Origin of the sequence: Variovorax sp. MSC1_012 (genome assembly GCF_023667525.1) — a bacterium.
Classification (GTDB): Bacteria; Pseudomonadota; Gammaproteobacteria; order Burkholderiales; family Burkholderiaceae_C; genus Variovorax; species Variovorax beijingensis_B.
This window is the reverse complement of the sequence record NZ_CM174443.1, coordinates 5,180,041-5,204,816: the sequence shown is the minus strand read 5'-3', so window position 1 is coordinate 5,204,816 and position 24,776 is coordinate 5,180,041. Positions and strand designations below refer to the sequence as shown.

Genomic DNA, 24,776 nt, shown 5'->3' with positions numbered 1-24,776 from the left:
GTGCTCACTCGACGGTGGCGCCGGAAGCCTTGACGATGCCCGCCCACAGCGCACTTTCCTTCGCGATGAGGGCAGCGTATTCGGCCGGGCCGCCGAGCAGCGGCACGGCGCCTTCCACGTCGAGGCGCGACTGGAATTCAGGACTGCCCGCCACTTGGAGCATCTGCGCCGAAAGCTCCTTCACGAAGGCATCCGGCGTGCCGCGCGGGGCGAGGATGCCGTAGGTCAGCGTGCTCTCGAAGCCCGCGAGTTCGCGCAGGCCCGACTCGGCCACGGTGGGCACGTCGGGCAGCGAAGGCAGGCGCTTTGCGCCGGTGACCGCAATGGCGCGCAGCCGGCCGCCCTTGACCAGCGCGAGCGCAGGCGGAACGACGCTGAACATCATCTGCACCTGCCCGCCCGCCAGGTCGGTAAGGCCGGGGTTGGTGCCCTTGTAGGGGATGTGATTGATCCGGGTGCCGGTGCGCTGCGCGAAGAGTTCGCCGGTCAGGTGGCCACCGGTGCCGCTGCCGCTCGATGCGTAGTCGAGCAGGCCCGGCCGCGCCCTGGCCTCGGCGACGAGATCGGCCACGGTGCGGATCTTCGATGCGGCGGGCACCACGAGCACCAGCGCGGACGAAGCGAACATGGCCACGGGCAGCAGGTCCTTGCGCGCGTCGAACTTCAGGCCCTTGTAGAGCGCCGGGTTGATCGACACGGTGCCCGTGTGGCCCAGCAGCAGCGTGCTGCCGTCGGGCGTGCTGCGCACCACCTGCTCGGTGCCGAGGTTGCCGCCCGCGCCGGGCTTGTTGTCGACGATGACGCCCTGCCTGCGCAGCTCGCCCAGGCCCTTGGCCATCTGGCGCGCGAACACGTCGTTGCCGCCGCCGGCCGCAAAGGGCACGACGATGCGGATCGGCCGGGCGTCGTTCTGCGCGTGCGCCGGCAGCCCTGCCGCCGCCAGCAGCCCCAGCAGCAGGCCGCGTCGGGCGCGGTCCATCAGACGCGTTCCAGGATCACGGCAATGCCCTGCCCCACGCCGATGCACATCGTGCACAGCGCATAGCGGCCGCCGCCCTTGTGCAGCTGGTTGACCGCGGTGGTGGCCAGGCGTGCGCCGCTGGCGCCCAGCGGGTGGCCGAGCGCGATGGCGCCGCCGTTGATGTTGACGCGCGGGTCGTTGTCCTGCAGGCCCAGCAGGCGCAGCACGGCAAGGCCCTGCGCCGCGAAGGCTTCGTTGAGTTCGATCACGTCGAGCTGGTCGAGCGTGAGGCCGGTGAGCGCCAGCACCTTCTGCGTGGCGGGCGCCGGGCCGATGCCCATCACGCGCGGCGCGACGCCGGCGGTGGCCATGCCGACCACGCGGGCGCGCGGCATCAAGCCATGCCTGGCGGCGCTGGCTTCGTCGGCCAGGAGCAGCGCGCAGGCGCCGTCGTTCACGCCGCTGGCGTTGCCGGCGGTCACGGTGCCGTCGGGGCGCACCACGCCCTTGAGCCTGGCCAGCGATTCGAGGCTGGTTTCGCGCGGATGCTCGTCCTTGTTGACGATGATGGCGTCGCCCTTTTTCTGCGGCACGGTCACGGGCACGATCTCGGCGTCGAAGAAGCCGGACTTCTGCGAGGCCACGGCGCGCAGCTGCGAGTTGAGCGCCATCAGGTCCTGCGCCTCGCGCTCGATCTTGTAGTCGGTGGCCACGTTCTCGGCCGTCTCGGGCATGGAGTCGACGCCGTACTGCGCCTTCATGAGCTTGTTGACGAAGCGCCAGCCGATGGTGGTGTCGTACACCGCGTTGTTGCGGCTGAAGGCGCTCTCGGCCTTGGGCATGACGAAGGGCGCGCGGCTCATGCTCTCGACGCCGCCGGCAATCATGAGGCCGGCCTCGCCCGCGCGGATGGCACGCGCCGCGGTGCCCACGGCATCGAGACCCGAGCCGCACAGGCGGTTGATGGTGCCTCCGCCGATTTCTAGCGGCAGGCCCGCGAGCAGCGCCGACATGCGCGCGACGTTGCGGTTGTCTTCGCCGGCCTGGTTGGCGCAGCCGTAGAGCACGTCGCTCACGGCCTGCCAGTCGACGTTCTTGTTGCGTTCCATCAGCGCCTTGAGCGGCACGGCGCCCAGGTCGTCGGCGCGCACGCCGCTGAGCGAACCGCCGTAGCGGCCGAAGGGGGTGCGAACGGCGTCGCAGATGAAGGCTTGGGTGGTCATGTGAGCTGTCTCTCTCTGATTACTTACTTGAATGGGGTCAGGCAGCGATCGGCAGGCCGACCAGCTTTTCGAGCTCTTCGCGGCTGAGGCCCTCGACCAGGTCGACGAGCTTCAGGCCCTCGGGCGTGCATTCGAGCGTGGCCAGGTCGGAGTACACGCGCTTGACGCAGGCGATGCCGGTCAGCGGATAGCTGCATTCCTTCACCAGCTTGCTCGCGCCCTGCTTGGTGAGCAGGTCCATCATGACCCAGGTCTGCTTGGCGCCGATGGCCAGGTCCATGGCGCCGCCGACCGCGGGAATCGCGTCTTTCTCGCCGGTGTGCCAGTTGGCCAGGTCGCCCGTGGCCGACACCTGGAACGCGCCGAGCACGCAGATGTCGAGGTGGCCGCCGCGCATCATCGCGAAGCTGTCGGCATGGTGGAAGAACGAGCCGCCCGGCAGCAGCGTGACGGGCTGCTTGCCGGCGTTGATGAGGTCGTAGTCTTCTTGGCCGGCCTCGGGCGCGGGGCCCATGCCGAGGATGCCGTTCTCGCTCTGCAGGATGACCTCGCGGCCCTTGGGCAGGTGGTTGGCCACCAGCGTGGGCTGGCCGATGCCGAGGTTGACGACGGCGCCGTCGAAGATGTCCTGCGCCACGCGGGCTGCGAGCTGGTCCTTGGTGCGACGTTGGTAGGTTGTCATGGTCATGCTGCCTTCTTGAAACCGCCGGCCTGGGTGGCCACGCGTTCGATGCGCACCACCTGGTGCACGAAGATGCCCGGGGTCACGACGGTCTCGGGGTCGAGGGTGCCGAGCTCGGCGATGTCGTGCACGGTGGCAATGGTCTTCTTTGCGGCCATGGCCATCACCGGGCCGAAGTTGCGCGCGGCCTTGCGGTAGACCAGGTTGCCCCAGCGGTCGCCGCGCTCGGCCTTGATGAGCGCCACGTCGCCATGGATGGGGTACTCGAGCACGTACTGCTTGCCGTCGATCTCGCGGGTTTCGCGGTTGCCCGCGAGCTGCGTGCCGTAGCCCGTGGGGCAGAAGAAGGCGCCGATGCCCGCACCCGCGGCGCGGATGCGCTCGGCCAGGTTGCCCTGGGGCACCAGTTCGAGTTCGATCTTGCCGCTGCGGTAGAGCCCGTCGAACACCTGGCTGTCGGCCTGGCGCGGAAAGCTGCAGATGATCTTGCGCACGCGGCCGGCCTTGAGCAGCGCGGCCAGGCCGGTTTCGCCGTTGCCGGCATTGTTGTTGACGACGGTGAGGTCCCTGGCGCCCTGCTCGACGAGACCGTCGATGAGTTCGCCGGGAATGCCGGCGGTGCCGAAACCGCCGATGAGAACCGTGGCGCCGTCTGGGATGCCTGCCAGGGCATCGGCGACCGAGCGCGCGATCTTGTTGATCATGAAGCCTGTCTCCGGGAGTGAGGAAAGAAAGAGAAATCGAACCGTGCGAACGACCTGCCCCAACCATCCGAGCAGACCGGGCCGATTCCATATTCCGTGAATCGCCGATTTGTTCGTATAAAGAACATTTGTTCGTATAATGAATTCTAAAGAGGATCGTTCCACATGGCAACCCATACCCCGCAAACAGAGACTCCCGCCCCCGGCGACAGCTACGTGCAGTCGTTCGCGCGCGGGCTTCAGGTGATCCGCTCGTTCAGCGAAAGCGCGCCGCGCCAGACGCTCAGCGAGGTGGCGGCCGCCAGCGGCCTCACGCGGGCAGGCGCGCGGCGCATCCTGCTCACGCTGCAGACGCTGGGCTACGTGGTGAGCGACGGCAAGCTTTTCACGCTCACGCCGCGCATCCTCGACCTGGGCTTTGCGTATCTTTCCTCGATGCCGATCTGGAACCGCGCCGAGCCGGTGATGGAAGCGCTGGTGCAGCAGGTGCAGGAGTCCTGCTCGGCCGCGGTGCTGGATGCCACCGACATCGTCTACGTGATGCGCGTTCCGACCAAGAAGATCATGCACATCAGCCTCGGCGTGGGCTCGCGCCTGCCGGCCTACTGCACCTCGCTCGGCCGGCTGCTGCTGGCCGACCTGGACGACGAAGAGGTGCGCGCGCGGCTAGAGGCCTCCGACCGCCAGGCGCTCACCAAGCACACGGTGACCGACGTGGACGCGCTCATGGCCAAGGTGGCGCAGGCGCGGAGGCAGCAGTGGTGCCTGGTGAACCAGGAGCTCGAGGAAGGCCTGATCTCCGTGGCCGCGCCCATCGTCAACCGGCAGGGCCGCATGGTGGCCGCGCTGAACATCAGCGGGCAGGCCAACCGCACCAGCGCCAAGGTGATGCAGGAGACGATCCTGCCGGCGCTGCGCGAAGCGGCAGACCGGATTTCACGCTTGCTCTGATCCGGATGGGTATTCATGGACACGTCACATCGGTTTCTTAGATTGCGCTGCGCACCAAGAACCATGGGAGGGTCCGTTCATGTCTATTCGCTTCGCCTCGTCGAGCCTGCCGCGCCACCTGATGCTGGCGGTCGTTTCTTCTGCTGCCCTTGCCGCGTGCGGCGGCGGCAGTGGAGGCGGCATCGCCTTTCCGCCGTTGGTGGGTGCACCTGCTCCGGCACCAGCGCCTGCGCCCGCACCTGCGCCCCAGCCACCGCAGGACAACAGCGCGGGATTGCCTCACAAGCTGACCGGTTGGGCCTCCCTGGCCGATACATTCCGCTGGCCCGGCCCGACCACGGGCCAGTTCATCACTGCCGCGCTCGGCGTGACGCCGCCCTTCGTCGACGGCCAGCCGCTGCCCGGCTTCTCGGCGCTGCTGAAGAACGATGACGGCACCTGGACCGCCATGCCCGACAACGGCTACGGCAGCAAGAGCAACTCCGGCGACTTCGTGGTCGGCTTCTACAACGTCAGCATCGACTTGCGCACCGCGTCCAACGGCACGACCGTTCCCGGCACCGTGAAGGCCAACAGCCATGTCGCCTTCAACGACGCCAAGGGCTTCCTGAGGGACGGCAAGGGCGTGGACCTGAAGATCACCGCCGACTTCGCCAACTACCAGACGGTCTCGGGCAACAACCTCGTCGACAGCGGCAAGCCGGTGGACTCGCGCATCGTCAGCGGGCGCCTGCTGACGGGCTTCGATCTCGACGTCGAGTCGATCGCCCGCGCGAACGACGGCACGTATTTCGTGGGCGAGGAGTTCGGCCCCTACATCCTGCACTTCGACAAGGACGGCACGCTGATGGGCGACCCGGTGCCGCATCCTTTCCTGCGCAGTCCGTCCAACCCGCTGGTGATGAACGAAGGCGCCACCGCGACATCGCTTTCGAGCCGCGGCTTCGAGAGCCTGGCCTTCAACGGCGACAAGACCCGCCTCTACGCGGTGCCCGAGGCAGCGCCTTCGCTGGCTTCGCTGCGTCCGGTGGCCGACGATGAGCGCTACCTGAACTTCTTCGAGTTCGATCCCGCCTCGATGCTCTACACCGGCAAGAACCCGGTCTACAGAAAGGACGGGCCTGCCAAGGACAACCAGATCGTCATCGGCGACATGACCAACATCGGCGGCAACAGGTTCGTGCTGATCGAGCGCGACAGCCTCTACGGCTCGAAAGCCGTGGTCAAGCGCCTCTACATGGTGGATCTGGACGTGAAGGACGCCGACGGCGTGCTCAAGAAGACGCTGCTGGTCGACCTGCTGAACATCTCCGACCCCGCCGACATCGGCGGTCCGCTGGCCAACGTCGCGAACGGCAAGTTCAGCATGCCCTTCGACTCCGTCGAGAGCGTCGAGGTGGTCGACGACTACACGCTCGCCGTCGCCATCGACACCAACTTCCCGACCGAGGACGGCCGCGTGCCCGGCAAGCCGGACGACACCGAGATCGTCACGATCCGCTTCGAGCAGCCGCTGTTCAAGCGCGGCACGCCGAAGACCTGACGACGCGCCCGGTGCGGAACCCGGAGGGCATCAGCCCTCCGAGTGGATGCCCTTCATGATGATCACGCCGCCCAGGCGCGTGGTGTCGGCACGCATGCGCTTGGCCAGCGCGTCGGGCGAGCCGGGCTGGGCCTGCCAGCCGGTCTTCAGCAGCGCCTGGCTCACGTCGGGCGAGCTGATGACTTCGACCAGCGCGGCGTTGAGCCTGGCGATGGCCGCGGGCTTCATGCTCGCGGGCGCGGCCAGCGCGGTCCAGATTTCCAGGTCGGCGCCGCGCACGTCGGCGTCGCGGATGGTCGGCAGCTCGCCCGCCAGCGGACTGCGCTCGGGCGAAGTCACACCAATGGCCTTGATCTTTCCCGACTTGACGTGCGGCAGGGCGAGCCCGGGCGGCAGCAGGGCCAGCTGGATCTCGCCCGCCAGCAGGCCCGCAATGACCTGCGGGTTGCCCGTATAGGGCTTGTGCTGCGCGGTGATGGCGGCGCGGCTCTTGATGAGTTCCATGCCCAGGTGGCCCACCGTGCCCACCCCCGGCGTGCCGTACTTGCCGCCGCTGCCGAGGTTGCGCACCCATAGCAGCTGTTCGGCCGACGTCTTGCCCGGGGCGTTGCCCGACACCACCAGCACCAGCGGCGCGGTGCCGATCATGCCGACCGGCGCAAAGTCTTTCTCGGGGTCGAAGCTCAGCTTGGGATTGAGCAGCCTGGCAATGGTGAGATTGCCGTTGATCAGCGCGCCGATGGTGTGGTCGTCGGTCGCCTTGGCCACCTGGTCGGCCACCAGGTTGCCGCTGGCGCCGGGCTTGTTCTCGACCGTCACCGGCTGGCGCAGGATCTTCGACAGCGGCTCGGCAATGGCACGCGCCGCCAGGTCGGGCGATGCGCCTGCGGGAAACCCCACGAGGATGCGAACCGGCTTGCTCGGCCAGGTGGCGTCGCCGCCGACAGCGGCGGTGCCGGCGCGCTGGGCCCACGAAGCGGGTGCAAAAAGCGATGCGGCAACTGCTGCTGCGCCGCTTTCGAGCAAGCGGCGTTTGGTGACCTTCACGATGGCTCCAGAAAGAGTGGGAGAGATTCCGGCAACGTTGCTGACGTTGCACTTACAGAACGTTACAGGATCATGCTGCATTGCGCAACCGTTGACCCTGCTGCAGGCACGCCCCGCGCCTGCCTCCTCGCCTCGATCCGTATCAGTTGAAAAGGCCCTGCTGCGTGGCCTGGTGCACCGCCTGGGTCCGCGACTTGACGGACAGCTTGCGGTAGATGTTCTTCGCGTGAAATTCGATGGTGTTGACGGAAAGCGACACGGCCTCGGCGATCTGCTGGTTGCTCCAGCCCTGGGCAATGAGGCGCAGCACTTTCAGCTCGCGCGGCGACAGCAGCGGCTTGCCCTGTGCGGGGCTTTCGGGCACGCGCTGGATGGCGATCGGCTTCGGCTGGGCGGAGGCAGCGAACAGGCCGAGGATGCGGCGCGCAATGCGCGAATCCACCGGCGCGCCGCCGCGTTCGATGGAGCGCAGCAGGAACGCGAGTTCGGCATCGTCGGCTTCGGTCAGCACATAGCCCACCGCACCCGCGGCAATGGCGGCGCCCACCAGGCAGTCATCGTCGGCTTCCGACATGGCGATGGCGTCGATGTGCGGATGGGCCGTGCGCACGTGGCGGATCAATGCCGCGCCATCGCCATCCGGCCCGTCCATGCCCACGAGCACGAAGCTGAAGGCCTGCGCGGCCAGCATGAAGCGGGCCTCGGCCTGCGTCGAAGCGGCTGCCAGCTGCAAGCCCGGCGCCACCGCGGCAAGGATGCGCCGCATGCGTTCGGACACGCTCGGGCTGCCCTCGACAACGAGGGCGCCACCGCGCATGCCAGCACCAAGGCTGCCGACGGATATCTGATTGGCCACGCGCACTTCCTTTCGGCCGCACAAGGCGTACCGAGATTGATCTTTGGCTTGAACATTGCATGAACGATGCCCGGCCAGGGAGGCCGGCGTGGCGCCCGGTACTTCGATGCACGCAGGCACTTCGGTTTTCATTGGCGAACCGGTTCCGGCCCCGCTTTTCAGAGGCTTGGAAGATGCAGCTGGAACGGCTGTTTTGTGGCCTCGTGTTACGTATTTGCTACTGCGCGCGTTACGTAGCGCGCCCCTCGGCCACACAGGTTTGAAGCGGTCAATTCGAGTGTCCGCACTGTGTCCGAAGGTTACTCCCCCACTTACAATCCCTGCCGCATCATCCCTTCCCCCACACGAGGTCTTGTCCGCAATGCCCAAGAGCCCCCTGCCGCGCACGCGCTTCAGCTTTTCTCCCACCGTGCGTGCCCTGCTCCTGGCCGCCGCCTGTGGCATCGCATTGCCCGTGCTCGCCGCCGCTGAGCACGACGAAGTCGACCGGCTCATGCAGGCCGGCAAGCTCGACGAGGCCATGACCCGCGCTGATGCGTTCCTGAAGGACAAGCCCAGGGACCCGCAGATGCGCTTCCTCAAGGGCGTGATCCAGCTCGACACCGGCAAGCGCGCCGAGGCCATTGCCGCCTTCACCCAGCTCACGCAGGACGCGCCCGAACTGCCCGAGCCGTACAACAACCTCGCCGTCATCTACGCGAGCCAGAACCAGTTCGACAAGGCACGCGGCGCGCTCGAAAGCGCGATTCGCACCAACCCGAGCTACGCCACCGCGCAAGAGAACCTCGGCGACGTGTATGCGCGGCTGGCCAGCCAGGCCTACAGCAAGGCGCTGCAGCTCGACCAGAACAACACCGCGGTGCAGCCCAAGCTCGCGGTGATCCGCACCCTGTTCACGCCGGCGCCGGCTGGCGGCAAGCCCTCGGCCGTCGTCGCGGCGGCTGCGCCCGAGGCCACGCCCCGTGCGGCACCGGCTGCGAAGGCGGCGGCACCTGCTCCGGCACCCGCGCCCGTCGCCAAGGCGCCTGCCGCGCCGGCGCCCACGCCTGCGCCAGCACCTGCACCCGTCAAGGCAGCAGCGGCCCCCGCCGCCGCACCAGTGCCCGCAGCACCACCGCCGCCGCCCACGGTGGTGGCCAAGGCACCCGAGGCTGCTTCGGTGCCGGCAGCGCCCGCACCCGCACCGGCTGCTGCGCCCTCTTCCAACTCCACGGCCGAAGTCGAATCGGCCGTGCGCGGATGGGCCGCCGCATGGGCCGGCCAGGACATGGACCGCTACCTTGCCGCCTACGGCCCCGACTTCAACCCCGGCGGACAAAGCCGCAAGAGCTGGGAAGAAGAACGCCGCGCGCGCATCGTCGGCAAGTCGAGCATCAGCGTGAACATCGAGAACCTCGTGATCAGCGTCAACGGGCAGGCCGCAACCGCCAAGTTCCGCCAGATCTACCGCGCCGACAACCTCAACATCTCGAGCCGCAAGACGCTGGAGCTGCAACGCGCCGGCAACCAGTGGCACATCCGCAAGGAAAGCGTCGGCGGCTAGTGGCAGACATCGTCCGGCGCAGCCGGCTTCGGAACCCTGCGCTGCGGCGCGGCGCGAACATGCTTGCCGCGCTCATGGCGGCATCGGCCCTGCTGCTGGCATCTGCCGGCGCGGCCGCATCGACCAAGCCCGCGAGCGCGAAAGCCAGTGGTGCCAAGGCCAAGGCTTCCGCCACCCGCCCGGCCGCCAGGGAAGCCAAGGCCAGGGCAACAAGAAAGGCTTCCGCGGCAGACGCAAGAACCGCCGCGGCAGTCAAGGGTGCCCCGCGCAGCAAGGCGGCAGCCGGTTCATCTTCCGCAGCCTTGCAACAGGCCAGCAGCGCCGAAGCCCGCCTGATCGCCGTCTACGAACTGTTCGGACGCGGCCAGCCGCGCCCTGCGCTGGCCAAGGCCCGTGACCTGGTGCGGGACTATCCCAACTTCCAGCTCGCGCAGCTCGTCTATGCCGACCTGCTCGCCACCCAGGTGCCGCCTGCGCACGCCTTTTCCGACGCCACCGGCATCGGACGGCTGCGCAGCGACCCAGCCATGGCCGACCTGCGCGAGGAGTCCCGCCGGCGCCTGCAGGCCCTGCGCGAGCGGCCGCCGGCCGGCACCGTGCCTTCGCAGTTCCTGGCACTGTCCACCCGCAGCCGCTACGCCATTGCAGTCGACGCCTCGCGCTCGCGGCTCTACCTGCTCGAGAACTCCGACAAGGGCCTGCAGCTGGTGGCCGACTACTACGTGTCGGTCGGCAAGTCGGGCATCGGCAAGGCCACCGAAGGCGATGCGCGGACGCCGTTGGGCGTTTACTACGTCACCAGCAGCCTCGACCCCAAGTCGCTGCGCGACTTCTATGGCGCTGGTGCCCTGCCCATCAACTACCCCAACCCCTACGACGTGCGGCGCGGCAAGACCGGCAGCGGCATCTGGCTGCATGGCACCCCGCCCCAGCAGTTCTCGCGCGCGCCGCTGGCCAGCGACGGCTGCGTCGTCATGGCCAACCCCGACCTGAAGCAGTTGCTGCGCAAGGTGCAGATCGGCGCCACCCCCGTGGTCACCGCGCCCAGCCTGCAGTGGATTCCGCGCCCGCAGGCCGAAAAGGAAGCCCAGACCTTCACCAGCGCAATTTCGGCCTGGAAAGATGCCAGGGCCAATGGAAATGAAGCGCAATTGAAGAAATTCTATTTGCCCGACTTTCAGCGCAGCAGCAGCAGCAACAAGAAAAACACCGACGGCTTTTCGGTGCTCCACGACGAAGTGGAATATGCCCAGGGCAAACGCGTGCAGTTCAAGGACATGTCCTTCCTGCATTGGCGCGATGGCGACGACACCATGGTCGCCACGTTCGGCGAAGTCTTCGAAGGCGAGAAAAGCGGGCGCACCCGGCGCCAATACTGGCTGCGCCAAGGCAGCGAGTGGAAGCTTTTCCACGAAGAAATCCTCGGCTGAGACCCTCTTGGCAGAGGGGTAGGTACCCCACAGGTGTGACTTTTTGCACAAGAGATACACCTATCTTGGGCGTTACATCTACCGTTACAACCCCGTGCTACGTAACGCGTAACGACTTTGTTCCCGTAACAAGGGCGGTTTGAATGTTCCCAAGGAACGTAACGTTGTTCACCCATTCATGGGATGCGCACACACCGTGTCAGAGGGAAAAATGTGTCTCAGGACTGTTACTCCCACTCTCGAGCGGGGGTACTTCCTGGGGACGGCAAAGGGCTGGCCGCCTTCCTGCTTAGACCGTAAGGCCTACCACAGGAAGGCCTCGAACCCACGGGTTACTGTTGTTGATACACGGAGTTACGCTGTATAACATCCACTTGGCCAGCCTCTCTTGTTAACACTTTTTAAGGGGAAATCATGCTTCGCTCTATTACTCGTTTTCTGCGCGATGAAGAAGGTGCTACTGCAATTGAATATGGGCTTATTGCGGGCTTGGTAGCAATTGGAATTGCCGTTGCCCTGACTGCACTTGGTACGGATTTGTCGGGCCTTTTTGGAAGAATTTCAACAAAGCTAAAAGCCGCCGTTTAAGCAGGTCGTGCAAGGGTCCGAGACGGCGCCAACACAATGACATTGACGTCCGCTTGCCTGCTCTGGCTTCTCCTTGTTGCCGTTTACGATTTTCGTCAACGTCGCGTTCCCAATTGGCTTGTGCTCGCAGGCGCCGCTTTGGCATTTGCAGCCCTAGCTTGGGGAACAGGGCCGCTCGGACACGATTGGACCAACGCCTTGCTAGGTGCAGGAGTCGGCTTCGCGTTACTACTCCTCTTTTATGCCCTCGGGCTCATGGGAGCGGGTGACGTGAAATTCGCTGGTGCTCTCGGACTGTGGGTGGGGCTATGGGCATTGCTCCCTGTTTGGATCATCGGCAGCGTTTTCGCCGGTTTGCACGCTGGGCTTTGGCTTGTGCTCCAGCGCTGGCCCGTTTCACCGCGGCTCTCTCTCATGCTTTTCGGGCCCTCGCCTACTGCAAAAGCCAATCCGCCGCTCACCCGAGTGCGCTTCATTCCATATGCGGCCTATCTCGCGCTGGCCGCCGCGGTGTGGATGGTTTGGGGTCGACAGGGTAGCTAATCGCTCCGTCACCACGAGCTGTTCATCGATAGCTCTCGAATGCTCCTTCTTCGACACGCCGCCCAATGATCAATCTGACCAAAATCATCGCCGCTATCCTCGTGCTCCTGGCCATCGCGCTTGGCGGCTATGCATGGATGCTCAGCCGTCAGCCCCCTCCGGCCGTCGCAGTCGTCCCCTCCTCAACCACGTCCGCCAAGGCTGCCCAAGCGCAGACTTTCCCGGTGGTCGTTGCGGCCAAGCCGCTACCCGCCGGCCATGCGATCCCGGCTAACGCGCTTCGCATTGAGAACCTAACCATCAACCCCGCGGGAGCTTTTAAGGAAACGGCGTCACTCGAAGGACGCGTACCAGTGATCGATCTGAGTGAAGGTTCCCCGCTTCTCGAAGGCCAACTGGTTTCTGGCTTGGCCCTGCGCGTTGCTACGGGCGAGCGCGCGTTCGCCATCAAGGCCGACGAGATCATGGGTGTGGGAAACCAAGTCCAACCTGGCGACTTCGTCGATGTCTTTCTGATGCTCAAGGCCGACGGCAGAGAAAAGGATATCGACCGCAGTCAAGCGCGCCTGCTTCTGTCGCGCAAGCGTGTGCTGGCCTATGGCAGCGCTTCCGTCGACGGTTTGCCTTCCAAGATGGACAAGAACGGAACCGCGCAGCAGCAGGCTCAGCGCGCCGAGGCGGCCCGGACCGCCGTGCTTGCCGTGCCGGTAGACGACATCAACCGGCTGACCCTGGCTGAAAACAGCGGCCGCTTGCTGCTGGCGCTGCGCAACCCCACCGACATGTCGGAACCCGATCCGAAGCTCTTTGCCGAGCTGCCCACCGCCCTGCAGCCGCCTCCGCCCAAAGCCGGCGAACCGCGCCGCCCGCAACTCGAAGGTTTGGACCGCGCGCAGGCCGGCGTCACCACGGCAGATTTCGTGACCGGCGGCAAGCCGGGCGCCTCGCGCGCGCCGGCCATCACTGCCGTGCGGACTCCGACGGCCCGCACCGGTGAGTCCCGCGGCGGGCTCAAGGTCGAAGTCATTCGCGGCGACCGCAGCGAAACCATCAATTACTGATCAGAAACAAGTGGCACGCCCATGCACGCCACTCAGGAAACGAACATCATGACGATCGCCTTTCGAGCGAAGACAACCGGTCCGGCACGTCCCCTGCGTCCCACACTCGTGGTGCTGTGCTTGCTGGCATCGGGCGTCTGGCCTGGGGTGTCCGCCGCCGCAGAGGCGGCGGCAGAGGCGGCATCTGCCCGCCCCGCGCTGCAACTGCGGATCGACGCCGGCACGCAAAAAGAACTGCTGATCAGCAAGGGCATCGAGCGCATGGCCATCGCCGACGAGACGGTGGCCGGTGTCGCGCTCACCCGCCAATCGCCCAACTCGCCGGCCGCGCGCCTCATCGTCACCGGCAAGGCCGCGGGCCGGACCACGCTCATGATCTGGGAGAAGGGCCAGCCGACCGCGACGGTCTATGCACTCGAAGTCCGGCGCCGCGCCTCCACGCTCTCCGGTTCGCTCAACAGCATGACTGCGCACCAGGAAGCGCGCGACGCGGCCATGGCCGCCGGCGGAGAAAAAACGGCGTTGATCGACCGCTCCGTCGTCAATGTGCGAAGCAGCACCGTGCAGGTCGAAGTCAAGATTGTCGAGTTCAACCGCAGCGTGCTCAAGCAGGCCGGCCTCAACATCTTCAGCACGCGCGCCAATTCCAACGGCTTCAGCTTCGGCGTGTTCACGCCGTCGTCGCTGCGCTCCACAACGTTCGCAAGCGACGGCTCGATCAGCGGGGAATACAACAACCCGCTCGCCCAGGCCTTCAGCCTCTTGTTCAACTTCGGCAAGGCCGGCATTGGCCTGAACGTCGGCTTCCTCGAAGGCAACGGCATGGCCCGCGTGCTTGCCGAGCCCACGCTGGTGGCGCTGTCGGGCCAGAGCGCGAGCTTCCTGGCCGGCGGCGAACTGCCCGTTCCCGCACCGCAAGGCCTGGGTACCACCAGCATCGAATACAAGCCGTTCGGCATCGGCCTCACGCTCACGCCCACCGTGCTGTCGAACGACCGCATCGTGCTCAAGGTGGCACCCGAGGCCAGCGACCTGGACTACACCAACTCGCTCAGCATCAGCGGTGTCGCGGTGCCGGCCATCAGCACGCGCCGCGCCGACACCACGGTGGAACTCGGCGATGGCGAGAGCTTCATCATTGGCGGGCTCGTGAGCCGCACCACCACCTCCAACGCCGACAAGGTGCCGCTGCTCGGCGACATTCCGGTGCTCGGAACCTTCTTCAAGCAGAACAAGTACCAGATGAGCGAGAAGGAACTGGTGATTCTCGTCACGCCGCATCTGGTGAAGCCTATAGCACGCGGCACCGATCTTGGTCCGTACCTGCCGGGTGGTGCCGAACAGCGCGACGGTCCCGTATGGCGTGCGCATCTGCTGGGGCCGGCTTCGGGTACCACCGTGCCGGGCTTCTCGCGTTGACGGAAACAAACTTCACAAAGCCAGTGGCCGACGCCATGAACGCTCCACGCGACAGCCTCCCTGAAATCGGTGCAGAGACTTATCTCTTCGCATCGCCGAACAGCAGCCACGTCACGTGGCTGACCGATGCGCTCGGCCAGCTGGGTGCGGTGGTGATTCTTCCAGCCGAGGCCAAGTCGATCGACGAGCGCATCGCCATGCTCAGTCCTGCAGCAGTCTTTCTCGATTTCTCGGGAGACCATGCCACTGCGGCAAGCGAACTTCACCAGCGCCTCAAACGCGAGTGGCCGACGCTGCCGGTGCTGGCGACGGGCGTTTCGGCAGAGCCTGCTTCCATGCTCGCCGCGCTGCGTGCCGGCGTGGATGATTTCGTCGATATGAACGCGCCGCCAACGGATGCGATTAACACGCTGCGCAAACTGCTCGATCGTCAAAGCAACATGCAAGGCCGCGCCCGCGGATGCACGCTCGCACTGCTCGGCGCCCGCCCAGGCATTGGCGTGACCACGCTCGCGGCCAGCCTGTCGCTGATGCTCAACGACCAGTTGTCCCAAACGGCCGCGCCTTCTCATGGTCGCAACACGCGCCGCGGCGTGGCGTTGCTCGATCTCGGGTTGCCGGCTCGCGACGGCCTTCTGTATCTCGACACGCAAAGCGGCTTCAGCTTTGTCGATGGCGTGCGCAACCTGCGCCGACTCGACCAGACGCTGCTGCACACCGCACTGGCCCACCATACGAGCGGCGTAGCGGTGCTGCCGCTGCCTGCGAGCCTCGCCCAGGTGCGCGAGATCTCGCATGCCGACTCGGTAGCACTGATCAAGCGGCTCGGCGATTTTTTCGATTTTCAGATTGCCGACCTCGGCGGTTTTTCGACCCTCGATTTCGTCGCCCAGACCGTGAAGGCAGCCCAGCGCAGCTGGGTTGTGTGCGACCAGAGCATCGGCGCGATCGTCTCCACGGCGAACATGCTCAAGGAACTGCGTACGCGCGGCGTCGAGACTGATCGGCTGTCGCTCGTGGTCAACAAGTTCGACAGCCACGTCGGGCTGCCGGCCAAGGACATTGCCGAGCGGCTCGAACTGCCGCTGCACCATGTCTTGCCGGCACGCAGCACGCAGCTTCTGGCGGCAGCGAGCCGCGGCGAAATGCTGGTGCGCACCGCGCGCAACGACGCGTATTCGCAGGCCGTAGCCGGCCTCGCACGCGGACTGAATCAGCAATACATGCCCGAAGCAGGCCAGCCGCCGGCCAAGGAATCCAGTTGGGTAGCGCGAATGTCGCAAATTGCCGGCTTCTGGAAAAGCTCTAGTCAAGGTTGAACCGCCCCTATGTCCAACGATCTCGAATTCGCCGACGACGACCAGGCGTTCATCAATTCCCAGCAGTTCCAGGACATCAAGAGCTGGACGCACGACCATCTGCTGAGCCGCATCGAAGAGCTCGGCGCTGAGTTCGGCCGCTGGTCGCGTGCCTCGATCCAGCAGTTTGTCGAACTGGAGGTCGACAGCTTCGTGCGTCTGCGCCGCGTGCCGATCAACGACCGCGAGATGCAGCTCATCTCCGATGCGCTGACCAAGGAGCTTGCAGGCTTCGGGCCGCTGGAAGACCTGCTCAACGATCCGGCCGTCGAAGACATCCTGATCAACGGCTACCAGAACGTGTACGTGTCGCGCCACGGCATGCTGGAGCGCGAGACCGTGCGCTTTGCCGATGCGGAGCATGTGATGCGCATCGTGCGCCGCATCCTCGCGCCGCTCGGCCGCCGGCTGGACGAATCCAATCCGATGGTCGATGCACGCCTGCCCGATGGCGGCCGCATCAACGTGATCATCGAACCGCTGGCCATCGACGGGCTCTCGGTCTCGATTCGCAAGTTCCGCAAGGAACCGCTCACGCCGGCCGATCTGGTGAAGCTGGGCACCTTCGACGCTGGCATGGCGCAGTTGCTGGAGATTGCCGTGCGCGCGCGCTGCAACATCCTTGTGAGCGGCGGCACCAGCTCGGGCAAGACCTCGCTGCTCAATGCGCTCGCAACCTTCATCCCCGCGCGCGAACGCGTCATCACCATCGAAGACACGGCGGAACTGTCGCTCGGCACCAGCCACGTCGTCCGGCTCGAAAGCCGCCCCGGTGGGTTCGACGGCACGGGGGTGGTGTCGATCCGCGACCTGCTGCGCAACAGCCTGCGCATGCGGCCGGACCGCATCATCGTCGGCGAGGTGCGCGGCGCAGAAGTGATCGAGATGATGCAGGCGATGAACACGGGCCACGAAGGTTCGATGGGCACCATCCATGCCAGCTCGCCGCGCGAATGCCTCTACCGGCTGGAAATGCTTGCGGGCTTTGCCGGCTACCAGGGCAGCGAAGTGAGCCTGCGCCGGCAGATCGCCAATGCCATTGATTTCATCGTGCAGATCGGGCGCCTTTCGAGCGGCCAGCGCCGCATTCTTTCGTTGAGCGAAGTCACCGGCGTCAACGACAACGTGGTCGCGATGCAGGAGCTCTACCGCTACGAACCGATCACATCGCCCGACGGAGAGGAGCGCGATCGCTGGATATCGCTGGGCATTGCGCCGCATTCACCCAAGATCACGCGCTTCCGCCAGTCGCTGGCGCGGGCGCAGCAGGGGGACAACCGTGGCTAAAGTCCTGTTGACGGTGGCTTGCATCGCGCTGCTGCTTGCAGCCGCGGGGCTGCTGCTGTGGCAATGGGCAAAGGGGCGCCAGGCACGCCAGGCGGCGGGACGGCATCTGAACCAGCAGATTCTGGCCAGCACGGCCGCTGAGGTGCAAACGCCGATGCCCTTGCGGGATCTGCCGAGCGATGCGCTCATGACCGACCCGTGGCTCGAGACCGATGCAAGCGCCGCGGCTTCTGCGCCCGTTGGCCTTCTTGAAAAGGCCTTGCCCGACTGGTTGGTAGGCGTGATTGATCCGCGCACGGTTGCACTGTGCTTGGCCGCCATCCTGACGTTGGCCGCTCTCGCCGGGCTGTTCGGTGGCTGGATCGTAGCGTTGAGCGTGTTAGCCCTATTGGCACTCCTTGCCGTTTTCGCAGTCTGGCTGCGACTGCAGAAGTTCCGCCGCAAGCTGGTCAGCCAGTTGCCTGCCTACATCGACGCAATGGTGCGCCTGATCACTATTGGCAACTCGACGCAGGCAGCTTTTCAACTTGCGATCGCCACCACCGAGGCTCCGCTGCGCGGCCAGTTGGAACGCGCAGCATCACTGGTTCGCGTGGGGATGGATCTGGATCGCGCACTGCACCAGACAGCGAGCAAGGTGCGTATCGAAGAGATGTACCTGCTGGCCGCCATCCTCGGCCTGGGCGTGCGTTATGGGGGCCGCTCCGACCTGCTGTTGGAACGTGTAAGCAACTTCATGCGCGACCGCGAGCAAGCAGAGCATGAATTGATCGCCATGTCGTCAGAGACACGACTCTCTGCCTGGATCCTGGGATTGTTGCCAGTGAGCATCGGAGTCCTCCTCATCGTGATCAATCCCGCGTATTTCATGGGGATGTGGAATGACGAATCAGGCCGGACACTGATCTTCGCCTCTGCAGGTCTTCAATTGTTCGGTGCAGGTCTGCTTTACCGGCTGGCGAGACTTACATGACGTTCACGTCCAATCAGATGGCCATCTTCAGCTTGGCGTTGTTAGCGCTGGGGCTGATGGTTGGCGCCGGCGCTCTAGTTGCGGCCGAACTGCGTCGCACACGTAGTGGGAAGGTCATCGGCCGTGCCATCCATCAGGTCGTTGCTACTCCGAATGGGCCGATGGATTCCGTCGATACGATCGAAGAGTTGAGCACCTCCGTGAAGTCCGATATCGAGTTGCCATTTCATTGGCTCGATTCGCGCTTTGGCCGCGCACTGGTCGCAAATGAAGACCGCAATCTCATCGACCAATGCGGCCTTCCTTCAAAGCGGGCGCAGTTGGTCTTTCTGGTGACGCGCGTCTTCCTGGCGGTTCTACTCCCCTTCCTGGCCTATTTGCTGTGGAGTACGGACCATGCGCAGCGCACTGTTGTCATCGTATTGGCAGCCGCTTTCGTATTCGGCTTCATGGTGCCCAAATGGGTTCTCGGTCGTTTTGCCGCCGCGCGGCGTGAACGCGCGACGCAGGAGCTTCCTCTTTTCATAGATCTCTTGCGCTTGCTCCAAGGTGTGGGATTGAGTTTGGACCAGAGCCTGCAGATCATGGCCAACGACTTCTCGCATGTCTTGCGCGTGCTCGGTCATGAGTTGAGTCTGGCAAACAACCAGTACAGCCGCGGCCGGAGCCGCGAGCATTCGCTTCAACGCCTTGCAACGCTGCACAAGAACGAAAACCTCCGTGGACTCGTGTCACTGCTTGTACAGGTCGACAAACACGGAGGCGCCCTGCAAGAGCCATTGCGCATCTTCAGTGACCGGTTGCGCGAACACAGGCGTTCCGAAATGAAGGAACGCATTGGAAAGATCACGGTGAAGATGACCGCAGTCATGGTGACTACGCTGCTCCCGGCGCTCGTCATCGTGACAGCCGGACCCGGCTTTATCGCGATATTCCGTTCATTGGGGGCCATCGCCAGATGAAAACGCTCGAAAGTTTCATGCAATCACGGCCCGCCCGACGCATGCTGATAACCATCAGCATTGGTGCCGCATCGCTAGCCATCGCTGGCTGTGCCGGCCCGAAGGATCAGTATGCTGCCAGCGTCGATGCGCAACAGCGCATGGCAGCCGAGATGGTGGCGGACACAAAGGCTGGAGCCTCCGTCGACACCCAAGCCACCTATCTCAAACTCGTCGAACAGATGCAGAGGGAAGACCTCTGGTTTGCATCGCTTGCGCACATCGACGCTCTTGAGCAGCGCTGGGGTGTATCCCCCGAATCCACACGTACGCGCGCTGAAGCACTGCGCCAAACCGGGCAAGCTGCACTTGCCGAAGCCGCCTACAAGCGCCTGCTGGGCAGCTCCATGGAGAGCGCAGGCTACCGCGGATTGGGCCTGCTTGCAGGTATGCGCGGCAACTACGCCGAGGCGGTGCAACTTCTCGCGCAGGCGCAACGCCGCACGCCGACTGACGCCCTGCTGCTGAGCGATTTGGGCTACGCACATCTACGCGGCGGCCATTTCGAGGAGGCACGACTGCCGCTGATGCAAGCCCTGCAACTGCGCCCCGACAGCACACAGGCACAAGCCAACCTCGCGCTCTATCTCGAAGTAACCAATCAACGAGATCGGGCAACCGCTCTCATGGAGGCGAACCGGATGTCTGAAGCAACGCGCTTGGCTGTGCGCGAGGCAGCGCTGCAGATACGAGCACCAGGCGCATCAGGTGACTTAGCTGCACCCATTGCCCGCTCTACACGTATCGGCACCGCCGCAACGAGCCCGGCATCTGGCGAGATAGCTGCGTCCAGCAACGAGCCCATTGCCGAACCTCTTGCGCTCAAGCGATCCCGATGGACCGGCTCCGGAAACCCGCGAAAGGCCGGCCAATCGGATCCAGCCTCGGCTAGTTCGGCTGTGTCTCTGTCACCGAATCCTTCGATCTCACGAGGTATCCAATGAAAAGCGAGCGTCGCTCTCCTTCGAAGCCGTCAATGTTCTGCTTGTCCGCTGTGCTGATGCTTGTCGCCTCTGTCGCACTGGCACAGGAGACCAAGATTACCAATCCAGAAACGGCATCTTCCAGTCCCGAGATCAAGTCCTCATCTTCGGCAACTGCTGCCGATTCACCCCCTCCCGCGCACGTGCTCCAGCAAGGGCAGGAAGAATTGATCGCCGAGGACGAAAGTCTTTTCTACGAACCGTTGCAAGTCGGAGATGCAACGCAGAGTCTTCTGGCATGGCAACGCGGCGGAGAAATATCGTCCACCACGCCACGCCCAATCGCAGGCGCCGTCGCAAACCGCAGCTACGAACGCTATCTGAAGAGCTTTGAGTTTCCAATACCAGAGCGTATGACTTCTTCTGTTAAAGCCACAAGCGGATGGAGCGGAAACTCTGGCAAGTAATTTACGCTTCTCTCGCACGGGTTTCATCATGATCGTTCAGTCGGCTGTAGTCAGACGCCAACGCGGGGTCTATGCGATTGAATACGCCTTCGTGTTCCTCATTTTTTTTACGATCCTCTACGCGATCATTTGCCTTGGCATCATCTTCTCGCTTCGCTTCGCAATGCAGAACGCAGCGGAAGATGGCGCACGGGCAGCGCTGCGCTATCAAACAGACATTTCTGGGCGTGAAACGAAGGCTATAGCGATCGCAAAACTCCAGACGGACAGTCTGTTTCCAAGCAAGCCAACTGTCGTTGCAACGGTGTGCAGCGTTGAGGGCGTCAATTGCGATCCTGCAAAGCGCGCCTGCGGCGCTGCATGGGAGCAACGTTGCCAAATCACCGTGACGATCACGGCAAACGGGTTCGCGGGGCTGCTACCGCCGCTGCCGGGTTTTGCGGTTCCAGACACGTTGGTCGTGCAAGCAAGCATGCTGCTGGACGGGAGGGCGCTGTGAAAGCCGATGGCGCCCGGAAGAAAACTTCCGCCTTTCTCCAAAGAGGCGTTGCAGCCATCGAATTCGCGTTCGTTTTTACCGTGCTGCTTTTGGTCGTGTACGGAATCGCCACCTTTGGTGCCGTCCTTTATATCCAGCAAGTGGTGTCAAGAGCGGCAGAGGACGGTGCACGGGCAGTGACCATGCTGCCATCAAAGCTGCTCGAGGACGATCCGAGAATCCAGGAGGCGGTATATGCTTCGCTCGCCGCCGCACTCATAGCGCCTAGCGAAAGCAATGGGAATTCTGCAGATCGTCTTGCCTGGATAAAGGCAAACACAGAAGTCAAAGTAGGCATAGTTGGTAGCGACGGGCAGGTCACTCTGTCCGTTGTTTATGACTACAGTGCCAATCGCATACTGCCATCACTGACCATCAGTCCGTGGATGCCTGACGACGTGGTTGGCCGAGCCACCGCGATACAAGTCTCCGAGGAATCGTCCACATGATTGTCTGTCGAAGCGGCACCGGTTCATTAAGGCCGAGAAAGCAACGCGGCTCGTTGATAGTCAATCTTGCTGTTGCACTCAGCTTGATCGTTGTCGTTCTCATCGGAACCGAACTGGGCTATCTCTTCTTCATGAAGCGCGAGATGCAGAAAGCAGCCGACCTGGCTGCGCTCGCCGGTGCACGGCAGATATCGACCATTGGCGGCTGCACGGCCGCGAAAGCTGCCGCCAAGCTAAGTGCCAACGGCGCCAGCAGTACTGATCCCCACCGCAACCTTCCTGCGACGTTTTCGCTGGAAGACGGAGAAATTGAATGCGGAAGATGGGATCCCGCCAAGGCGACGATCGACCACTTCGAGCCCGCGACGACCGATCTGAATGCGGTTCGCATCACGATCAACAAGGCACCGCTTGCTATTCTTCCCTTCTTTGAAGCCGATCGGACGATCCACGGCAAGGCAGTGGCTGCTAACGATCCGATCGCTTCGTTCTCACTGGGGACGGGTGTCGCCAGTCTTAATGAGGGGGCCGCCAATCAACTCCTGAGTGCACTGCTTGGCACCGGAAACAAGATCAGTCTTAGGCTGGTGGATTATCAGGGCCTAGCGAGCGCACAGATTCGGTTGCTTGATCTGATCTCCGTCATTCCCAATGTCGGAACGGTCGATGAGCTTCTCGACACGCGCATCCAGCTGAACGACCTCATGCTAGCCATGGTTCAGGCACTCGGCACCTCCAACACAGTGGCAGTACAGGCACTCAACTCAATCATTTCCGCCAATGTAAAGTCCGCGGAAATAAGGCTTGGCGATCTGATCAAAGTCACTACCCCTTCTTCAGAAGGGGCAGCCGGTGCAGCGATCAATGTAATGGATTTATTGACTACATCAGCCCAGATTGCCAATGGAAAGAATCTCGTCAAGCTCGACACGGCCGTCAATCTGGGTGCGCTGGCCAAAGCCGATGTGCAGCTTGTGGTTGTCGAGCCGCCATCCATCGCAATCGGTCCAGCGGGGAAGGACAGCCAGGACAACTGGCGCACACAGGCACATTCGGCTGCGGTGAGAATGCGCCTCGATGTCACGCTGGTGGACACCAACGAAATACCTGGGCTCTCTTGGTTAGTCAAGGTGACGCTGCTGCGCCTACCGATCTACATCGAAGTTGCCCCAGGGAACGCTCGACTGAGCAATATCCAGTGCGCAAATGACCGGGCCGATTGCAGAGTCGCCATAGAGGCCAAGCCGGGGCTTGCGAGCATCTGCATCGCGAGCGTTTCCGATACCTTGATGTTGAACACGACCGTACCAGTCGATTGCAAGGCGATGCCGAGCGTCAAGATCAGCGAGATAGCTTTAATCGGGGGTCTACTTCCTATCCTGCAAGTCAATGCCAAGATACCCGTGCAAGCGGAAATTCCCGATACCAATTACCAGACCCTCACGTTCAATGGCGTCACCGGCGACGGTGACGATATCCAGACCGTGAACTCCAACGCCGTCGGCTCTGTTCTTTCCAACACGCTCGGCAACTTCACCGTCGCCACAAAGTGGGATTTGACCCTTGTGGCCCTCGGGGTTCTTCCGATCGGATTGGGCGACGTCCTGTCTCCATTGCTGGCTTTCGTGCTGAGTATCCTGGCCCCCCTGTTCAGCTTGCTCGATGCGATCATCGTTCCGTTGCTAAATCTGCTCGGTGTGCAGCTAGGCTATGCCGATATCCGCCTTCTGTCTCTTCTGTGCGGTGAGGCCAAGCTTGTCTATTAGCGCGTCCCCTTTGTTCCTCAATTCATGACCGCCCCCAACTTCGACGAACTCGACCTCTTTGTCTGGGAAGGCAAGGCCGACATCCTCGACCGTATCGCGCGGTGCATGGCGAGCTTCGACGTGGAGGTGATCCGGGCCGATGGCTTGCCGCCTCCGCAGCAGGACCGCGGCACTGCGCTTCGGCCTTCGGTCGCCATCCTCAGCGTTACTGTCATCGACAGCGGCGGCCTCGCGCATGCCACCGAGCTGCTGCAGGGCATGCCGGTGATCTGGGTGGCCGCCGCCTCGCGGGAGCGGGACTCGCGCACCTATCCGCCCGAGTACCTGCACGTGCTGCCCTACGACTTCACCTGCGCCGAGCTGCGCACGATGGTGGCCAAGCTGGTGCGGCAGCTGCGTGCGCGCGACGTGGCGCCGCAGGCGCCCGATGTGCTGGTGGCGCATTCGGATGCCATGAAATCGCTGCTGGCCGAAGTGGGTGCCTTTGCCGATTGCAACCACAGCGTGCTGGTGCGCGGCGAAACGGGCGTGGGCAAGGAGCGCATCGCGCAGCAGCTGCACCTGGGACACCAGCACTACAGCAAGGGCGCGTTCGTGGCAGTGAACTGCGGTGCGATTCCTGACGGCCTCTTCGAGTCGCTCTTCTTTGGCCACACCAAGGGCTCGTTCACGGGCGCCGTGCATGCGCACCGCGGCTACTTCGAGCAGGCCACGGGCGGCACGCTGTTTCTCGACGAGATCGGCGATCTGCCGCGCTACCAGCAGGTGAAGCTGCTGCGCGTGCTGGAAGACAACGCGGTCACGCGGCTGGGGGCCACGGCGCCGATCCGGGTCGACTTTCGGCTGGTGGCGGCCACCAACCGCAACCTGCGCGAGATGGTGGCGAGCGGCGAGTTCCGCGCCGATCTGTTCTACCGGCTCGCGGTGATCGAGCTGCATGTGCCCAGCCTGGAGGAGCGCGGGGAGATCGACAAGATCGCTATCTTCAAGGCGCTGCTGGCCAACGTGCTGGGCGACGAGCTCGAGACGCTCGGGGAAACGCCGCACTGGCTCAGCGATGCAGTGGCGGAGACCTACTTTCCCGGCAACGTGCGGCAGTTGCGCAACCTGGCCGAGCGGGTGGGCGTGATCGCACGGCAGCTGCACAGCTGGGACCAGAACCTGATCCAGCGCGCCATCGCGCTCACGCGCGGCACGCCGACGCTGGCGGCAGGCGCGGCGGAGCGCAACGGCCATGGCGCCGGCACCATGAACGGCGTGGCGCTCGACAGCAACGGCGATCGCAAGGGATGGAACAGCAGCGAGCGCAACCGCATCATCGCGGCGCTGGAGATCAACGACTGGAAGCGCCAGGACACCGCGCAGCACCTGGGCATCAGCCGCAAGGTGCTGTGGGAGAAGATGCGCAAGTACCAGATCCTCGACGGCGAGCCCGGCATCCCCGAAGACGCCTGAACCCGCCC

24 protein-coding genes are annotated in these 24,776 nt (G+C 64.2%); 18 read left to right on the top strand and 6 right to left on the bottom strand.

What is annotated here, in order from left to right; genetic code table 11:
- Positions 1-4 precede the first annotated feature (4 nt).
- The 4 genes from L1081_RS24445 to L1081_RS24430 are packed head-to-tail and all read right to left on the bottom strand — an operon-like array spanning position 5 to position 3,570.
- Complete coding sequence (locus L1081_RS24445) at positions 5-979, bottom strand: tripartite tricarboxylate transporter substrate-binding protein (RefSeq protein WP_489414453.1); 975 nt, start codon at positions 977-979, stop codon at positions 5-7.
- Positions 979-2,184, bottom strand: a complete 1,206-nt coding sequence (gene pcaF / locus L1081_RS24440; RefSeq protein WP_489414452.1) for a 3-oxoadipyl-CoA thiolase — start codon at positions 2,182-2,184, stop codon at positions 979-981. Before pcaF ends, L1081_RS24445 begins: the two co-directional genes overlap by 1 nt.
- A gap of 37 nt (positions 2,185-2,221) precedes the next feature.
- Positions 2,222-2,872, bottom strand: a complete 651-nt coding sequence (locus L1081_RS24435) for a 3-oxoacid CoA-transferase subunit B (protein ID WP_209500809.1) — start codon at positions 2,870-2,872, stop codon at positions 2,222-2,224.
- Positions 2,869-3,570, bottom strand: a complete 702-nt coding sequence (locus L1081_RS24430; RefSeq protein ID WP_489414451.1) for a 3-oxoacid CoA-transferase subunit A — start codon at positions 3,568-3,570, stop codon at positions 2,869-2,871. The genes L1081_RS24435 and L1081_RS24430 overlap by 4 nt, the downstream gene beginning before the upstream one ends.
- A 165-nt stretch (positions 3,571-3,735) precedes the next feature.
- Between L1081_RS24430 and L1081_RS24425 the strand changes: the two genes are divergently transcribed.
- Positions 3,736-4,521, top strand: coding sequence for an IclR family transcriptional regulator domain-containing protein (locus tag L1081_RS24425; RefSeq protein ID WP_015867206.1), 786 nt, complete (start codon positions 3,736-3,738; stop codon positions 4,519-4,521).
- 79 nt (positions 4,522-4,600) lie between these two features.
- Positions 4,601-6,064, top strand: coding sequence for an esterase-like activity of phytase family protein (locus tag L1081_RS24420; protein ID WP_489414450.1), 1,464 nt, complete (start codon positions 4,601-4,603; stop codon positions 6,062-6,064).
- A 30-nt stretch (positions 6,065-6,094) separates the two neighbouring features.
- Here L1081_RS24420 and L1081_RS24415 read toward each other — a convergent pair whose 3' ends face one another.
- The gene (locus L1081_RS24415; RefSeq protein ID WP_489414449.1) at positions 6,095-7,111 is read right to left on the bottom strand and encodes a tripartite tricarboxylate transporter substrate-binding protein; all 1,017 of its coding nucleotides are present in this window, start codon (positions 7,109-7,111) and stop codon (positions 6,095-6,097) included.
- Between the two features lie 142 nt (positions 7,112-7,253).
- Positions 7,254-7,967, bottom strand: a complete 714-nt coding sequence (locus L1081_RS24410) for a LuxR C-terminal-related transcriptional regulator (protein ID WP_489414448.1) — start codon at positions 7,965-7,967, stop codon at positions 7,254-7,256.
- Positions 7,968-8,328: 361 nt separating this feature from the next.
- Here L1081_RS24410 and L1081_RS24405 point away from each other — a divergent pair, with 361 nt between their 5' ends.
- From L1081_RS24405 to L1081_RS24330, 16 genes are all read left to right on the top strand, one after another.
- On the top strand, positions 8,329-9,510 hold the full coding sequence (locus L1081_RS24405; RefSeq protein WP_489414447.1) for a tetratricopeptide repeat protein: 1,182 nt from the start codon (positions 8,329-8,331) through the stop codon (positions 9,508-9,510).
- On the top strand, positions 9,510-10,940 hold the full coding sequence (locus L1081_RS24400) for a L,D-transpeptidase family protein (RefSeq protein ID WP_489414446.1): 1,431 nt from the start codon (positions 9,510-9,512) through the stop codon (positions 10,938-10,940). The genes L1081_RS24405 and L1081_RS24400 overlap by 1 nt, the downstream gene beginning before the upstream one ends.
- Positions 10,941-11,354: 414 nt before the next feature.
- Complete coding sequence (locus L1081_RS24395) at positions 11,355-11,528, top strand: Flp family type IVb pilin (RefSeq protein WP_489414445.1); 174 nt, start codon at positions 11,355-11,357, stop codon at positions 11,526-11,528.
- 36 nt (positions 11,529-11,564) lie between these two features.
- Positions 11,565-12,071: a prepilin peptidase gene (locus L1081_RS24390; protein WP_489414444.1), complete on the top strand. Its 507-nt coding sequence runs from the start codon at positions 11,565-11,567 to the stop codon at positions 12,069-12,071.
- A 65-nt stretch (positions 12,072-12,136) separates the two neighbouring features.
- On the top strand, positions 12,137-13,132 hold the full coding sequence (gene cpaB, locus L1081_RS24385) for a Flp pilus assembly protein CpaB (RefSeq protein ID WP_489414443.1): 996 nt from the start codon (positions 12,137-12,139) through the stop codon (positions 13,130-13,132).
- Between the two features lie 48 nt (positions 13,133-13,180).
- Positions 13,181-14,551 (top strand): secretin GspD/PilQ domain-containing protein, encoded by a 1,371-nt coding sequence (locus L1081_RS24380; RefSeq protein WP_489414442.1) that lies wholly within the window; start codon positions 13,181-13,183, stop codon positions 14,549-14,551.
- Positions 14,552-14,586: 35 nt separating this feature from the next.
- A complete protein-coding gene (locus L1081_RS24375; protein WP_489414441.1) occupies positions 14,587-15,870 on the top strand; it encodes a CpaE/TadZ family protein in 1,284 nt (427 codons plus the stop codon).
- Between the two features lie 9 nt (positions 15,871-15,879).
- Positions 15,880-17,196: a TadA family conjugal transfer-associated ATPase gene (locus tag L1081_RS24370; protein ID WP_021009130.1), complete on the top strand. Its 1,317-nt coding sequence runs from the start codon at positions 15,880-15,882 to the stop codon at positions 17,194-17,196.
- Positions 17,189-18,169, top strand: coding sequence for a type II secretion system F family protein (locus L1081_RS24365; RefSeq protein ID WP_489414440.1), 981 nt, complete (start codon positions 17,189-17,191; stop codon positions 18,167-18,169). Before L1081_RS24370 ends, L1081_RS24365 begins: the two co-directional genes overlap by 8 nt.
- Positions 18,166-19,131 (top strand): type II secretion system F family protein, encoded by a 966-nt coding sequence (locus tag L1081_RS24360; RefSeq protein ID WP_489414439.1) that lies wholly within the window; start codon positions 18,166-18,168, stop codon positions 19,129-19,131. The genes L1081_RS24365 and L1081_RS24360 overlap by 4 nt, the downstream gene beginning before the upstream one ends.
- Entirely contained in the window at positions 19,128-20,114 is a 987-nt protein-coding gene (locus L1081_RS24355) for a tetratricopeptide repeat protein (RefSeq protein WP_489414438.1), read from the top strand. The genes L1081_RS24360 and L1081_RS24355 overlap by 4 nt, the downstream gene beginning before the upstream one ends.
- Positions 20,111-20,560 carry a DUF3613 domain-containing protein gene (locus tag L1081_RS24350; RefSeq protein ID WP_489414437.1) on the top strand — a complete coding sequence of 150 codons (450 nt, stop codon included), beginning with the start codon at positions 20,111-20,113 and terminating at the stop codon, positions 20,558-20,560. Before L1081_RS24355 ends, L1081_RS24350 begins: the two co-directional genes overlap by 4 nt.
- Positions 20,561-20,588: 28 nt before the next feature.
- Complete coding sequence (locus L1081_RS24345; protein WP_489414436.1) at positions 20,589-21,059, top strand: TadE/TadG family type IV pilus assembly protein; 471 nt, start codon at positions 20,589-20,591, stop codon at positions 21,057-21,059.
- Entirely contained in the window at positions 21,056-21,547 is a 492-nt protein-coding gene (locus L1081_RS24340; protein WP_489414435.1) for a TadE/TadG family type IV pilus assembly protein, read from the top strand. Before L1081_RS24345 ends, L1081_RS24340 begins: the two co-directional genes overlap by 4 nt.
- The gene (locus L1081_RS24335) at positions 21,544-23,313 is read left to right on the top strand and encodes a TadG family pilus assembly protein (protein WP_489414434.1); all 1,770 of its coding nucleotides are present in this window, start codon (positions 21,544-21,546) and stop codon (positions 23,311-23,313) included. Before L1081_RS24340 ends, L1081_RS24335 begins: the two co-directional genes overlap by 4 nt.
- A 24-nt stretch (positions 23,314-23,337) precedes the next feature.
- Positions 23,338-24,768: a sigma 54-interacting transcriptional regulator gene (locus L1081_RS24330; RefSeq protein ID WP_489414433.1), complete on the top strand. Its 1,431-nt coding sequence runs from the start codon at positions 23,338-23,340 to the stop codon at positions 24,766-24,768.
- Positions 24,769-24,776 lie beyond the last annotated feature (8 nt).